We start from the raw sequence: 13,414 nt of genomic DNA on the forward strand, positions 1-13,414 counted from the left end.
TCCGAAACCACCCTCCTCTCTTCTCTTCAGAGCAGAGTGCGTCTTTGTTGCGTGCTCTTCAACGCGGCACGGCGGAAACAGGCCGCCTGTTCAATAGCCTGTTAACATAAAAAGGAGCAACCTCATGTTATCCGAAATCGCCATGGTCGGCGGTGGATTGATCATCGGCCTCGGAGCCGGGATCATTCTCTTCAAATACATCACCGACAAAAAGGTCTCCGACTCCAAAGGGCTTGCTGAACGCATCGTGGAGGAGGCCCGCAAGGAGAGCGAGGCCCTGAAGAAAGAGTCCCGTCTCCAGGCGCAGGATGAGATTTTCAACCAGAAGAAGGAGCTGGAGCGGGAGTTCAAGGACCGCGAGAGCCAGCTCAAGAGCGAGGAGAAGCGCCTCCACTCCAAGGAGGAGCGCCTCGACGCCAAGCGGGAGAAGGTCGCGGACAAGGAAGCCCAGGTCGTGGAGCTGGAGAAGCAGCTCATCAAGCAGGAGAAGCACCTGAGCGAACTGGAGGAGGACCTGACCCAGAAATCCGACGAGCACGAGCGCAAGCTCCAGGAGATTTCCGGCCTGACCGTCGAGGAGGCCAGGGAAAGCCTGCTCAAGGAGATCGAGTCCCGCACCCGGCACGAAGCCGCCAAGATGATCCGCAATATCGAGATGGAGGCCAAGGAAAACGCCTCCAAGAAGGCCAAGGAGATCCTCTCCCTGGCCCTGCAGCGGTATGCGGGCGACTACGCGGGCGAGCAGACCGTGACCGCCGTGACCCTGCCTTCCGAGGACATGAAGGGCCGCATCATCGGCCGCGAGGGGCGCAACATCCGCGCGCTCGAGGCCGCCACCGGCGTGGACCTGATCATCGACGACACGCCCGAGACCGTGGTCCTGTCCGCCTTCAGCCCGCTCAAGCGCGAAGTGGCCAAGCAGGCGCTCGAACGCCTCATCCACGACGGCCGCATCCACCCCGCCCGCATCGAGGAGATCGTCCGCAAGGTCGAGGGCGAGATGGACACCAAGCTCAAGGAGATCGGCGAGCAGGCCACCTTCGACGTGGGCGTGCACGGCATCCACCCCGAGCTGATCAACCTGCTCGGCCGCCTGCACTACCGCACCAGCTTCTCGCAGAACGTGCTCCAGCACTCCATGGAGGTCGCCTTCCTGTGCGGCGTCATGGCCGCCGAGCTCGGCCTGAACGAGAAGGAGGCCAAGCGCGCGGGACTGCTGCACGACATCGGCAAGGCCGTGGACCACGAGATCGAAGGCCCCCACGCCATCATCGGCGCGGACCTGGCCAAGAAGCACGGCGAATCCAAGGAGATCATCCACTCCATCGCCGCCCACCACGAGGACACCCCGCCCATGACCATCCTGGCCAACCTGGTCCAGGCCGCCGACTCCCTGTCCGGCGCCCGGCCCGGCGCGCGCAAGGAGCTGCTCGAGAACTACGTCAAGCGCCTCGAGGAGCTGGAAGGGCTGGCCACCGGCTTCGACGGCGTGCAGAAGGCCTACGCCATCCAGGCGGGCCGCGAGATCCGCGTCATGGTCGATTCCGAGAAGGTCGGCGACGAGAACACCTACGTGCTCTGCAAGGACATCGCCGAGAAGATCGAGAACAACATGACCTACCCCGGCCAGATCCGGGTCACGGTCATCCGTGAAAAACGAGCCGTGGGCTACGCCAAATAAACACATTCCCCAGCGCACCCGGAGGAGCCTCCGGGTGCGCCTTTTCCTCCCCGCCGCGTATCCGAAAAAAATCATGGCTCACGAGAATGATCATCCTATATGGTTGCATCACTGAACCCGGCAGCAAAGGGAGCCCTGACAGATATGAGCCGCAGCACAGACCCATCCACCGATCAGCTCAAGCAGGCCATGGACAAGTCCATGAACCTGGTACGCTCCGAGATGGGCGACGCCGAATTCAAGCGGTTCAGCGACCTGATCCAGACCGAACTCGGCATCAAGATGCCGCCCAGCAAGAAGGTCCTGCTCCAGTCCCGGTTCCAGAAGCGCTTGCGCGCCCTGGGCATGTCCGGCTACAAGGAATACTGCGACTACGTCTTCTCGGACGCGGGGCGCGAGCGGGAGCGCTCGCACCTGATCGACGTGGTCACCACCAACACCACCCATTTCTTCAGGGAGCCCAAGCACTGGGACATCATGAACAACATCGTTCTGCCCGAGCTGTGGAGCCGGGGCGTGGGCCGGTCCTCGGCCCTGCGCATCTGGTCGGCGGGCTGTTCCAGCGGCGAGGAACCCTACACCCTGGGCATGGTGCTCCACGAATGGGGCGTCGGGCGGCAGGGGTTCGACTTCTCCATCCTGGCCACGGACATCTCGCAGAAGATCCTGGCCGAGGCCAAGCGGGCCGTCTACTCCATGGACAAGGTCGAGGACGTGCCCATGCAGTACAAGAAGAAGTACATGCTCAAGTCCAAGGACAAGCAGCTGGTCAAGATGGACGCCATCCTGCGCAACAAGGTCTCGTTCCAGCAGCTGAACTTCATGGAGGACTTCCGCCTGCAGAACACCCAGAACATCATCTTCTGCCGCAACGTGGTCATCTACTTCGACCGGCCCACCCAGGAAGTGCTCTTCAACAAGTTCTGCAACAACCTCCAGCCCGGCGGCTACCTCTTCATCGGCCACTCGGAAAGCCTGTCCGGCATGACCCTGCCCATCCGGCAGGTGGCCCCCACGGTCTTCCAGCGGCTCTGACCGCCCCGCCCGTCATCCCGCCGGTCCCGTCCGGCAAACCCTTCGCACCACCCCAAGGAGCGTCATGCGCATTCTCTTTCTCGGCGACATCGTAGGCCTGCCCGGCCGCAAGGCCGTCATCCGGAACCTCGCCCGCATCCGGGAGGAGGAGTCCCTCGACTTCATCTTCGCCAACGGCGAGAACGCGAGCGGGGGCTACGGCCTGAAGCAGAAGCACGCCCACGAGCTGCTCAAGGCGGGCCTGGACGGCATCACCGGCGGCAACCACATCTGGAAGTACAAGGACCTCTACGCCATGCTGGACGGGGATGGGCGCATCCTGCGCCCACACAACTACCCGGAGCACCTGCCCGGCTCGGGCGTGCGCGTCTTCCGCAAGGACGGCTTCCCGCCGGTGGCGGTCATCAACCTCATCGGCCGGACCTTCATGCCGCCCATCGACTGCCCGTTCGCCGCCGTGGAGACCGTGCTCGACGCCCTGCCCGCCGACATCCGAGTGCAGATCGTGGACTTCCACGCCGAGGCCACGGGCGAGAAGATCGCCATGGGCTACTTCCTGGAGGGCAAGGTCTCGGCCGTGGTCGGCACCCACACCCACGTCCAGACCAACGACGCCAAGGTGCTCTCCGGCGGGACCGGCTATTTGACCGACCTGGGCATGTGCGGGGCCGCCGATTCCTGTCTCGGCATGAAGCCGGAAATCATCCTGGACCGCTACCTGACCGGGCTGCCCCGGCAACTCGAAGCGGCCACCGGCCCAGGGGTTTTACAAGGCGCGATTTTTGACATAGATGAGAGCACCGGCAAGGCGGTATCCATGGCCACGTTCCAGCGGAACGACTAGGCCCGATCCACTGTCCAACCCACATAAATGAGGAAGAAAGTGAACATCTACGACGAGTTGAAATGGCGGGGGCTGATCAATCAGGTTTCTGACGAAGACAAGGTGCGCGCGTATCTGTCCGAGCCCGGGGCCACCATGTATTGCGGCTTCGATCCCACCGCCGAATCCCTGCACGTGGGGAACCTCGTCCCCCTGCTCTGCCTGGTGCGCATGAAGAAGGCGGGCCACCACCCCCTGTACCTCATGGGCGGGGCCACCGGCCGCATCGGCGATCCCTCGGGCAAGGACAAGGAGCGCGAACTGTCCGACGCCGAGAAGCTCGACGAGCGCCTGGAGCTGATCAAGCACCAGGTCCGCCGCTTCGTGGAACGCAACACCGGCGAGCGCCCGAACATCGTCAACAACTACGACTGGACCAAGGACATGACCTGCATCGAGCTGCTGCGCGACGTGGGCAAGCACTTCACGGTCAACTGGATGCTCCAGAAGGAGTCGGTCAAGGGCCGCATCGGCCGCGAGGAGACCGGCATCTCCTACACCGAGTTCTCCTACATGATCCTGCAGTCCTACGACTTCTACCATCTGTACAAGAACTACGACTGTCGCCTGCAGATCGGCGGCGGCGACCAGTGGGGCAACATCACCGCGGGCTGCGAGTTCATCCGCCGCCGCTACGCCGTGGACGGCGAGTCTGCCGAAGCCTTCGCCCTGACCTTCCCGCTGATCACCACGGCCTCCGGCAAGAAGTTCGGCAAGTCCGAGGGCAACGCCGTGTACCTCAACGCGGACCTGACCTCGCCCTACGCCTTCTACCAGTTCTTCATCAACACCGACGACGCGGACGTGATCAAGTTCCTCAAGCTCTTCACCTTCCTCACTCCCGAGCAGATCGCCGAGCTGGAGAAGCAGACCGAGGAATCCCCGCACCTGCGCACGGCCCAGAAGCGGCTGGCCGAAGAGGTCACCACCATGATCCACGGCAAGCACGAGCTGGAGCGCGTCCTGGCCGCCACCGAGGCCCTGTTCGGCAAGGGCGACCTCAAGGCCATCGACCCCGGCACCCTGCGCTCGGCCCTGGAATCCGCCCCGGCCATGCGCTACGCCCCCGGCGACGTACCCGACCTGCCCCAGATGCTCGTGGACCTCGGCCTGGTCAAGTCCAAGGGCCAGGCGCGCAAGGACATCCAGGGCGGCGGCGTGTACATCAACGGCGAGCGCGTGGAGGGCGACGACATCCTCGACACCCACTTCATCGGCGGCGAGCTCCTCGTCATCCGCAAGGGCAAGAAGAACTATGGATTGGTGACCAGGGGCTAAGGCGGCTTGCGATAGCGGGCCATCTGCACATTTTTTCCGGCCGTGGCAATCCTCACGTAGACGGCTATCGCTGCTGTCGTCATCTCTAAGACCGAGCAAGCTCGGCCTAAGAGCTGAGGCACGCTGCGGTTGCCCCGGCCGGAAGAAAATGCACAGCTGCCCCACTCTCCCAAGCCTATTCCAGACGCGGGGGAGTAAAGCCGCTGTCGAGTGGCTGCGCCACCTGAGCCGCTCCGAAAGAAAAGATAGGGCGCGACTTGCGTTGCAAGTCGCGCCCTTTTTCTTTGCCCGTTTCCCGAAGAGGAAGCTTGCAAAGGCAGTGCAGAGGGCCCGCTATCGCAAGCCGCCCCCCACCAAAAACTTGACCTCACTCAAAAATGGAGGCACACCCGGGGCCATGAACGAGACATTATGGATCCTATTCGCCTTGGTGGACCTGTGCATGGTCCTGGTGGTGTACCGGCTGTTCGGCAAGGTCGGACTGTTCGGCCTGATGGTCTTCAACCTGCTCCTGTGCAACATCCAGGTGCTCAAGACCGTGCAGCTGTTCGGGCTGACCACCACGCTGGGCAACGTGCTGTACGCCAGCGTGTTCCTGGCCACCGACCTCTTGAGCGAGTTCTACGGCAAGAAAGAGGCGCGCAAGGGCGTGCTGCTGGGGTTCGTGACCCTGCTCATGATGGTCGCGTACATGCAGATCGCCCTGCTCTTCCAGCCCGCGGCCGACGACTTCGCCCAGCCGCACCTGGAGGTCCTGTTCGGGTTCATGCCGCGCGTGGCCCTGGCCTCCATGGCCGCCTACCTGGTCTCCCAGCTGCACGACGTCTGGGCCTTCCACGCCATCCGCGCGCGCACGGGCGAGAAGCACCTGTGGCTGCGCAACAACGCCTCGACCATGGTCAGCCAGCTGCTCGACTCGGTGATCTTCTGCTTCATCGCCTTCTGGGGCGTGTTCCCGATGAACGTCTTCATGGAGATCCTGCTGTCCACCTACATCATCAAGTTCGTGGTGGCCGCCCTGGATACTCCGTTCATCTACCTGGCCAAGCGCATGTTCCACAAGGAGCAGGCCGCCGCCCCGTCCGCGTAGAGCGCCGTATCCATACCATGGAATGACGAAGGCCGCCTGGATAATCCAGGCGGCCTTTTTTTGCACCACGCAATGCGCCGAAGGCGCAGCATGGGATGCAAGGGTGCGAACCTTTACCCGCCGGAGGCGAAGTCACCCGACAATCGCCGCGAAGCGGCCTTCAACACCTGATTTTGCCCCCCTCAGCCCTCCAGGGCGTCCAGGTCCGCGCCGGAAATGGCGTCGCGTTTGGCCATGATCTTCTCAAGCGGCCAATCCCACCAGCGGATGGTCAGCAGCCGGTCCACGATCTCCGGGTCGAACCGCCTGCGCACCTCGCGGGCGGGGTTGCCCGCGACCACGGTGTAGGGGGCCACGTCGCGCGAAACCACGGCCCGCGCGCCGATGATCGCGCCGTCGCCGATGGTCACGCCCGGCATGACCACGGCCTCCATGCCGATCCAGACGTCGTTGCCGATGACCGTGTCGCCCTTGCGACCCGGCATGTTGAACAACGCCTTGACCTCGTCGAACCCGGTCTCCGGGGTCATGGTGAAGTTCCAGAAGGGATAGGTCGAGAACCCGTGGGTCGCGTGGTTGGCCGAACTGGTGACGAAGACCGCGCCGTGGGCGATCTGGACGAACCGGCCGATGACCAGCCGTTCCGGGCTGAGCGGGAAGAGGTACGGCGCGATGGCCGCCGCGTAGTCCTCCACCGGGTTGAAGTTGGAATAATAGCTGAAGTCGCCGATCTCCATGCGCGGATGGTCGATGACCTGGTTCAGGTTGACCACGGTCTTCACGACCGTGCCGTCCGGCAGGACCATGGGGTGGCGGGTATTGGGATCAAGCATGATGGGCTCCTTTTGCGGGGCGGCTGTCAGGCCCCGAGGTGTTGACGGACGATATCCACGAACCGGCGCGGGGACTCGACGGGCAGCATGTGGTTGGCCCGGTCCACCGGATGGACGCGGGCCCCGGGCACGGCGCGGGCCACGCCCACGCTCACGGCCCGAAAGAGCGGCCGGGAGTCCTCGCCCCAGGCCACGGTCAGCGGGATGTCGATTTCGGCGAGCCGGGCGACGCCCAGGTCCGGGGTCTCCTGCTGATGCAGCTGACGGCGCAGGGTGTGGCCGTTTTCCAGCTGCTGGTTGCGCACGGCTTCGGGCTGGGCCGCGAAATATCCCATCCGGCCTGCGGACTTGTCCACCAGGGCCTCCACGGCCTGGGGGATCAGCCCATCGCCGACCAGCGCGAAAATCGGGCCGAACATGGCCCCGGCATCCCGGCCGAAGACGTGCATCTCCTCCTCGCTCAGGCAGCCGGGATACCCCGGCTCGTAGACCAGCAGGCTGGCGGCCCTGCCGGGATGGCGGACCACGGCGTTGAGGGCCACGTCCGCGCCGTAGGACCAGGCCACCACGTGCACCGGCCCGTGAACGGCCAGCCGGGCCAACTCGCCCGCCAGGTCGTCGGCGTGGGTGTTCAGGCCGAACTCTCCCTGGTCCCGGTCGCCGTGTACGCCGAAGTGGCGCAGGGTGACGGCCGAAGCCTCCTGTTCGCCCCGAAACAGGCCGATGTGCTCCTGCCAGACCCGCTCGTCGGCCAAGGCGCCGTGCACGAACAGGACGATGCCCGGCCTGTCGTTTGTCGATGTATTCGTCGGCATGCTTTTTCCTTCCCTGTTGAAGTCCGAAAAAAAGGGCCGCCCGGATCACCGCGCAGCCCTTTGGAATATCTCGTCCCGCCCCTTATTTTGAGGCGGACTTCTTCTTGAGCAGCGGCTTGGCTATGCCGAACTTGGCCAGCGTCGCCTTCATCTCCGACGTGGAGGCGGGCGTGCCGTGGTGCAGCACCTGGACGCGGTGCCAGGTGGACCCCTTGGCCTCGCCGGACTCGACCCGGGCCTTCAACCCCGCTGCGGCCAGCTTGTCGCGCAGCCCGGTGGCCATGTCCGCCTTGCGGAACGAGGCCACCTGGTAGACGTAGTCGAAAACCGCCTCGCCGGGCTGCGCCGGGGCGGGCGTGGCCGTTTCAGGCTGAGGCGCGGCGGCCGGAGCGGACTTGGCTTCCGGCTTGGGCTCGGGCTTAGTTTCGGGCGCTGCCACGGGCTTGGGCTCGGGCTTCGCCTTGGCCTCATCGGGGCCGTCGAGCATCTGCTGGGGCGAGGCCTTGAGGCGGTCCTGGTAGTCCAGCTCCTCCAGGGTCAGGACTTTGGGAGGCGTATTCTCCGCGGCCAGCTGGCCGTGCTCGGCGTCGGGCATGAGCTCCTTGAGGGGCGGCACGTCGGCCTCGGGCCGGTAGCCGCGCCCGATGAGGATGCCCATGACGAAGAAGAAGGTCAGCGCCAGGACGCCCACCCCCGTGATGCTGATCATGCCCGACAGGGACAGGGAGAAGTCGTACTTCTTCCTGGCCGCGTTGAGCTTGGGCACTTTGACCTTGTATTTCGGTTCCAGATTGTCCGCCATATTCCTCGTCCGCTTTGGGGTTCGCCGAGCCGCTACATGGATTCCGGGGCGTTCACGCCCAGCAGGCCGAGGCCGCTCGCGACCACACCGGCCACGCAGTCAAGCAGCATGAGCCGTGCCGAGGCCACTTCGGGCTCGGCGCTGAGCACATGACAATTGGTATAGTACCTGTGGAGCGTTGAGGCAAGCTCCTGCAAATACATGGAGATCAGATGCGGGGTCTGGGCCTTTGCCGCGGCCTCCACATAGTCCGGGTACTGGTCCAGGAGCTTGAGCATCTCCATGTCCCACTCGGTGTCGAGCAGGGCCAGGGAATCCGGATTGACGGTCGCCGCCTTGATACCGGCCTCCTCGGCCTTGCGGTCCAGGGAGCGGATGCGCGCGTGGCCGTACTGCACGTAGTAGACCGGGTTGTCCATGGTCTTCTGCTTGACCAGCTCCAGGTCGAAATCGAGCTTGGAATCGGACTTGCGCGACAGGAACATGAACCGGGCCGCGTCGGAGCCGACCTCGTCGACCACGTCCTTGAGGGTCTCGAACTGGCCCGCGCGGGTGGACATGGCAATGGGCTGGCCGTCGCGCAGCAGGTTGACCAGGTTGACCAGGATGACGGACAGGCCGCCCGGCTTGCCGAGCGCCTCGCAGGCCGCCATCATGCGCGGCACGTAGCCGTGATGGTCCGCGCCCCAGATGTCGATGACCAGGTCGAAGCCGCGCTTGAACTTGTTGTCGTGGTAGGCGATGTCGGACGCGAAATAGGTGGTGTCGCCGTTACTCTTGCGCAGCACGCGGTCCTTGTCGTCGCCAAGCGTGGTGGACTTGAACCAGAACGCGCCGTCGGCCGCGTAGCCCATGCCGGAGGCGGTCAGGTCGGCGAAGGTTTCGTCCACCTTGCCGTCGTCCACCAGGGATTTCTCCGAAAACCACACGTCGTGGCGCACGTGGAAGGCGGCCAGGTCTTCCTTGATGCCCTCCAGGATGATGTCCTTGCCGTAGACCTTGCAGACCTCCGTGGCCTCGGCCTCGGGCAGGTCGAGCAGGTCGGGCCGCTCGGCCATCAGGTCGCGGGCGATGTCGGTGATGTACTCGCCCTTGTAATAATCCTCGGGCTCGGCCGGATTGAGCCCCGCGATCTGGCGGGCGCGGTACAGGATGGAGCCGCCCAGGATGAGCATCTGGCGGCCCGCGTCGTTGATGTAGTATTCGGCCTCGACCTCGTACCCGGCCTTTTCCAGGATGCGGGTCAGGGAGTCGCCCAGCGCCGCGCCGCGTCCGTGGCCGATGTGCAGCGGCCCGGTGGGGTTGGCGGACACGTACTCCACCTGCACCTTGGTGCCGTTGCCCAGGGTCGAGGAGCCGTAGGCCTCGCCCTGGTCCAGGATGGCGCCCACGGTCTCGCGCCAGAAGGCGGGGGCGAAGGTGAAATTCAGGAAGCCCGGCCCGGCGATCTCGATCTTCTCGATGAGCGGATCGTTAGCCAGCGCACCTTTGATGTCCTCGGCCACCGCGCGCGGGGCCTTCTTCGCTTCCTTGGCCAGCATCATGGCCACGTTGGCCGACATGTCGCCGAAGGAACTGTCCTTGGGCGGCTCGATGACCGCCTTTTCGGGCCACGGCCAGCCGAAGCCCTCAAGCGCCTGCTTCAGCGCTCCTTCCAAATGTATTTTCGCTCTCATCCGAGTATATCTCCTTAAACAAAGCTCGTGGCGAAGCCTCTAGCACGAAACCCGAGGCAATCCAAGTACAGAAGCGGGACCCCCGGCGGCCGGAAAACGGGAGCCGGAGGCGTCTTTAACGATAACGGGGGAGCGTTCGTCGGATGGCTGCCGGGAGCAGGCGCAGGGCCTTCTCCTCGATGGCCTCCCGATGCTTGTGGTACTGGAGCCCGGCCAGGATGACGAGCAACCCCAGGCCGCTCAGGGCGAAGGAAAAGGACAGGGTGTCGTCGAACACGTCCGCCGCGAGGTGCCCGAGATAGATGGACACGCCCAAGGCTCCGAAGACGATGAACACCCGCCGTTGCAGGATCACGGACACCACCATGAGCAGCAGGTTGACGCAGCAGTAGACGAACTTGCCCGTCTCCGAGTCGCTGTCCAGGCTCGTCAGCCCGCCCCAGAAGGCCAGCATGCCGAACAGGTACACCCAGAAGGCGAAGTCCTGCCGGGTGCGGCGGTCGACCAGATAGCCGGTCACGAGCATGGCCAGCCCGAAGCACAGGGAGACGATCTTGCGCTGATCCCAGGAAAAGTCCGGGCCGTAGAGCACGGCCGTCAGGTCCATGGACATGAACCACAGGCAGAACGCGATGGGCAGGGTGACGAACGGGAACCGGAACCGGCGCAGGGCCAACAGGCCCGCCACGACCGTGCCGACCTCCATGAAGAACCAGCCGCCCTTGATCCAGCGGTAGAAATCCTCATACATGCCCGGCTCGTCCCAGGCCCACCAGCCGGACATCTCCTGCATGCCGTACACGACCAGCGGGGTCATGCAGACCGCCGCCGTGACCAGGATGCCGCCGGGCACGCGCTGCCCCCTGCCCTTCCACAGCCAGTTGCCCATGAACAGGAAGCCCAGCCCGTACCCCGCGCCTATGAGCAGATGCCCCCACCCGCCGAGACGCCCCCAGGCGTCGGTGACGAAGATGGTCATGGCCCCGATGACGATGAGCCCGCCGAGGTAGTACAGCACGTTGGCCATGGTAAAGGCCGGAGCGCCCTCGCGCCCGTCCTCGAGGAAGGCCACCAGGGCGTCGCGCGTCTCCCGCGCGATGACGCCCGCCCGTACCGCCCCGTCCAGGTCCTTTTGTGTAAATTTCATCGGCTCTCCCGGTTTCCTCCGTCCTAGCCGGGAATATCCTCGGAGGTCAACACCTTGGCCGATATCGGCCCGCCTCTCCCGGCCATTTGCCTTTCTCCCCGGGCTGGGCGATGATCGACTCATGGTCCGTTCACCGTCAAAGGAAACCGCGTGCGTCTCGACCCTGCCCTTCTGGGGCGGGGTGGAGCTGCTGCGCGCCCGCTTCGTGACCCAGCGCTTCTCCCGGCACTTCCACGAGGGGTTCGCCGTGGGCTGCATCGAGGACGGGGCCATGCGCTTCTCCTATCGCGGCGAGTCCGTGGTGGCCGCGCGCGGCCAGGTCAACCTGGTGGTGCCGGGCGAGCCCCACGACGGCCATGGCGCGGAGGAATCCGGCTGGGCCTACCGCATGTTCTACCTCGCGCCCGAGGCGCTCATGGCCGCCGCCCGTGAGCTCATGCCCCGCCCGAACCTGCCCCACTTCCGCGCGGGCGTGCTCGACGACCCGGCCCTGGCCGCCCTGATCGACCACACCCACAGGCGGCTGGAGCTGCCCGAGACCTCGCTCATGGAAAAGGAGACGCGCCTGTTGCGCCTGCTCGAAGCCTGGATCAGGCGGCACGCGGACGAGCCCGGCAACGAGCCCCGCACCGGGCGCGAACACCGGGCCGTGAACCGGGCCCGCGAGATCATCGAGGACCGCTTCGCCGAGGACGTGCCTCTGTCCGACCTGGCCCGCGAGGCCGGGCTGTCCCCCTTCCACCTGGTGCGCGTCTTCGAGAACCAGCTCGGCATCACGCCCCACGCCTACCTGACCCAGACCCGCGTGGAGCACGCCCGCCACCGGCTGGCCGGGGACGAGCGCGTGGCCGACATCGCCATGGACTGCGGGTTCGCGGACCAGGCACACCTGACCCGCCTGTTCAAACGCCAGACCGGCGTCACCCCCGCCAAATACCGCAAGATGCTTCAAAACTCCTGATCCCGGTTCGGGCATGCTCCGGCCATGTCCGAAAAACACTACGCCTATCTCAATCTCTCCCTGGCCATGATCCTGGTCGGCAGCTCCGTGGTGGCCGGCAAGATCATGGTCGACGAGCTGCCCGTGTTCATGGCCTCGGCCCTGCGCTTCGCCCTGGCCCTGGTCATCCTCCTGCCCATCGTCCGGTTGCGCGAAGGCGGCCTGCCCCGCCTCTCGCGCAGGACCTGGGCAAAGCTGGCCGTCCAGTCCCTGTGCGGCTCGTTCCTGTTCACGGTCTTCCTGCTCTACGGCCTGACCCGGACCGGCCCGGCCTCGGCTGGCATCATCACCTCGACCACCCCGGCCTGCATGGGGCTCATCGCCTGGCTCTTCCTGAAAGACCGCCCGTCGCGCCGGGTGCTCATGGGCATCACCCTGTCCATGACGGGCGTGCTGGTCATCAACCTCGTCCAGGCCGCCCCGCACGGCGCGCCCGGCGGCGCGAACCCGGTTCTCGGCAACCTGCTTGTCCTGGCCGCCGTGCTCTTCGAATCCCTGTTCCTGCTCATCCGCAAGACCGTGCCCGAACCGCTCTCCCCCCTGGCCGTGTCCACGATCATCTCCCTGTTCGGCCTGCTCTGGTTCCTGCCCATGGGCGTGTACGAGGCCGTCCACGCCGACCTCGCCGCCATCTCCGCCACAGGCTGGCTCGTGGTCTTCTACTACGGCGCGTTCGTCACCGTGCTCGCCTACCTCTTCTGGTTCGCGGGCATCACCAAGGTGCCGCCGTCCACCGCGGGCGTATTCACCGCCATCATGCCCGTGTCCGCCCTGGTCCTGTCCGCCCTCGTGCTCCACGAACCCATCGGCTGGCAACAACTCACCGGCTGCGCCTGCGTCCTGGGCGGGATCGTGCTGATATCGAGATAGGAGAAGAATGCCTCCGGCGGCCAGGGGGGAACCCTTTGAAAAGGGTTCCCCCCTGGACCCCCCTCCTAAACTTTTTACGTGCCTTCGGCAGGGACGTGCGGGGGCATAGAGTTGTGCCGCTCCTCGGGGAGGCGGGTGTAGCTTGATAAAACGTGTCCCTATGGGTTCGCGGCGTTTCCCTACGATGAAAAGACAGAAAAAACCCCGCGCCCGCACTATCCGCGCGCGGCACAGAAAGTTTAGGAAAAGGAGGGGATGGGGGTCCGGGGGAAGGGGAGGAAACAACCCTTTTCAAAGGGTTTTT

At 65.0% G+C, this 13,414-nt stretch carries 12 protein-coding genes; 7 read left to right on the top strand and 5 right to left on the bottom strand.

Annotation, left to right across the window (positions count from 1 at the left end):
- Positions 1 to 124: 124 nt before the first annotated feature.
- The 5 genes from rny (at position 125) to AB6M95_RS04030 (ending at position 5,967) form a co-directional block, all read left to right on the top strand.
- On the top strand, positions 125 to 1,681 hold the full coding sequence (gene rny / locus AB6M95_RS04010; protein WP_371385444.1) for a ribonuclease Y: 1,557 nt from the start codon (positions 125 to 127) through the stop codon (positions 1,679 to 1,681).
- Positions 1,682 to 1,825: 144 nt separating this feature from the next.
- Positions 1,826 to 2,716 carry a CheR family methyltransferase gene (locus AB6M95_RS04015; RefSeq protein WP_371385445.1) on the top strand — a complete coding sequence of 297 codons (891 nt, stop codon included), beginning with the start codon at positions 1,826 to 1,828 and terminating at the stop codon, positions 2,714 to 2,716.
- 64 nt (positions 2,717 to 2,780) lie between these two features.
- Positions 2,781 to 3,560 (top strand): TIGR00282 family metallophosphoesterase, encoded by a 780-nt coding sequence (locus AB6M95_RS04020; protein WP_371385446.1) that lies wholly within the window; start codon positions 2,781 to 2,783, stop codon positions 3,558 to 3,560.
- Positions 3,561 to 3,599: 39 nt separating this feature from the next.
- Positions 3,600 to 4,877, top strand: coding sequence for a tyrosine--tRNA ligase (gene tyrS, locus AB6M95_RS04025; RefSeq protein WP_371385447.1), 1,278 nt, complete (start codon positions 3,600 to 3,602; stop codon positions 4,875 to 4,877).
- A 397-nt stretch (positions 4,878 to 5,274) separates the two neighbouring features.
- Positions 5,275 to 5,967, top strand: coding sequence for a queuosine precursor transporter (locus AB6M95_RS04030; RefSeq protein WP_371385448.1), 693 nt, complete (start codon positions 5,275 to 5,277; stop codon positions 5,965 to 5,967).
- Positions 5,968 to 6,149: 182 nt separating this feature from the next.
- Here AB6M95_RS04030 and AB6M95_RS04035 read toward each other — a convergent pair whose 3' ends face one another.
- From AB6M95_RS04035 to AB6M95_RS04055, 5 genes are all read right to left on the bottom strand, one after another.
- Entirely contained in the window at positions 6,150 to 6,800 is a 651-nt protein-coding gene (locus AB6M95_RS04035) for a CatB-related O-acetyltransferase (RefSeq protein ID WP_371385449.1), read from the bottom strand.
- Between the two features lie 26 nt (positions 6,801 to 6,826).
- The gene (locus tag AB6M95_RS04040; RefSeq protein ID WP_371385450.1) at positions 6,827 to 7,615 is read right to left on the bottom strand and encodes an alpha/beta fold hydrolase; all 789 of its coding nucleotides are present in this window, start codon (positions 7,613 to 7,615) and stop codon (positions 6,827 to 6,829) included.
- Positions 7,616 to 7,697: 82 nt separating this feature from the next.
- Positions 7,698 to 8,417 (bottom strand): SPOR domain-containing protein, encoded by a 720-nt coding sequence (locus tag AB6M95_RS04045; RefSeq protein WP_371385451.1) that lies wholly within the window; start codon positions 8,415 to 8,417, stop codon positions 7,698 to 7,700.
- A gap of 32 nt (positions 8,418 to 8,449) precedes the next feature.
- Positions 8,450 to 10,093 carry an arginine--tRNA ligase gene (gene argS, locus AB6M95_RS04050; protein ID WP_371385452.1) on the bottom strand — a complete coding sequence of 548 codons (1,644 nt, stop codon included), beginning with the start codon at positions 10,091 to 10,093 and terminating at the stop codon, positions 8,450 to 8,452.
- 115 nt (positions 10,094 to 10,208) lie between these two features.
- On the bottom strand, positions 10,209 to 11,240 hold the full coding sequence (locus AB6M95_RS04055; protein WP_371385453.1) for a DUF2157 domain-containing protein: 1,032 nt from the start codon (positions 11,238 to 11,240) through the stop codon (positions 10,209 to 10,211).
- A 121-nt stretch (positions 11,241 to 11,361) separates the two neighbouring features.
- Between AB6M95_RS04055 and AB6M95_RS04060 the strand changes: the two genes are divergently transcribed.
- Both AB6M95_RS04060 and AB6M95_RS04065 read left to right on the top strand, forming a co-directional pair.
- Positions 11,362 to 12,201 (top strand): AraC family transcriptional regulator, encoded by an 840-nt coding sequence (locus AB6M95_RS04060; protein ID WP_371385454.1) that lies wholly within the window; start codon positions 11,362 to 11,364, stop codon positions 12,199 to 12,201.
- A 24-nt stretch (positions 12,202 to 12,225) separates the two neighbouring features.
- Entirely contained in the window at positions 12,226 to 13,110 is an 885-nt protein-coding gene (locus AB6M95_RS04065; protein WP_371385455.1) for a DMT family transporter, read from the top strand.
- Positions 13,111 to 13,414 lie beyond the last annotated feature (304 nt).

The organism is Pseudodesulfovibrio karagichevae (assembly GCF_041414475.1).
Lineage (GTDB): Bacteria > Desulfobacterota > Desulfovibrionia > Desulfovibrionales > Desulfovibrionaceae > Pseudodesulfovibrio > Pseudodesulfovibrio karagichevae.

Bases quoted from the DNA above. Each gene is read 5' to 3' on its own strand.
- rny (WP_371385444.1), top strand. From the start codon at position 125: ATGTTATCCGAAATCGCCATGGTCGGCGGTGGATTGATCATCGGCCTC.
- AB6M95_RS04015 (WP_371385445.1), top strand. From the start codon at position 1,826: ATGAGCCGCAGCACAGACCCATCCACCGATCAGCTCAAGCAGGCCATG.
- AB6M95_RS04020 (WP_371385446.1), top strand. From the start codon at position 2,781: ATGCGCATTCTCTTTCTCGGCGACATCGTAGGCCTGCCCGGCCGCAAG.
- AB6M95_RS04030 (WP_371385448.1), top strand. From the start codon at position 5,275: ATGAACGAGACATTATGGATCCTATTCGCCTTGGTGGACCTGTGCATG.
- AB6M95_RS04035 (WP_371385449.1), bottom strand. From the start codon at position 6,800: ATGCTTGATCCCAATACCCGCCACCCCATGGTCCTGCCGGACGGCACG.
- AB6M95_RS04040 (WP_371385450.1), bottom strand. From the start codon at position 7,615: ATGCCGACGAATACATCGACAAACGACAGGCCGGGCATCGTCCTGTTC.
- AB6M95_RS04045 (WP_371385451.1), bottom strand. From the start codon at position 8,417: ATGGCGGACAATCTGGAACCGAAATACAAGGTCAAAGTGCCCAAGCTC.
- argS (WP_371385452.1), bottom strand. From the start codon at position 10,093: ATGAGAGCGAAAATACATTTGGAAGGAGCGCTGAAGCAGGCGCTTGAG.
- AB6M95_RS04055 (WP_371385453.1), bottom strand. From the start codon at position 11,240: ATGAAATTTACACAAAAGGACCTGGACGGGGCGGTACGGGCGGGCGTC.
- AB6M95_RS04060 (WP_371385454.1), top strand. From the start codon at position 11,362: ATGGTCCGTTCACCGTCAAAGGAAACCGCGTGCGTCTCGACCCTGCCC.
- AB6M95_RS04065 (WP_371385455.1), top strand. From the start codon at position 12,226: ATGTCCGAAAAACACTACGCCTATCTCAATCTCTCCCTGGCCATGATC.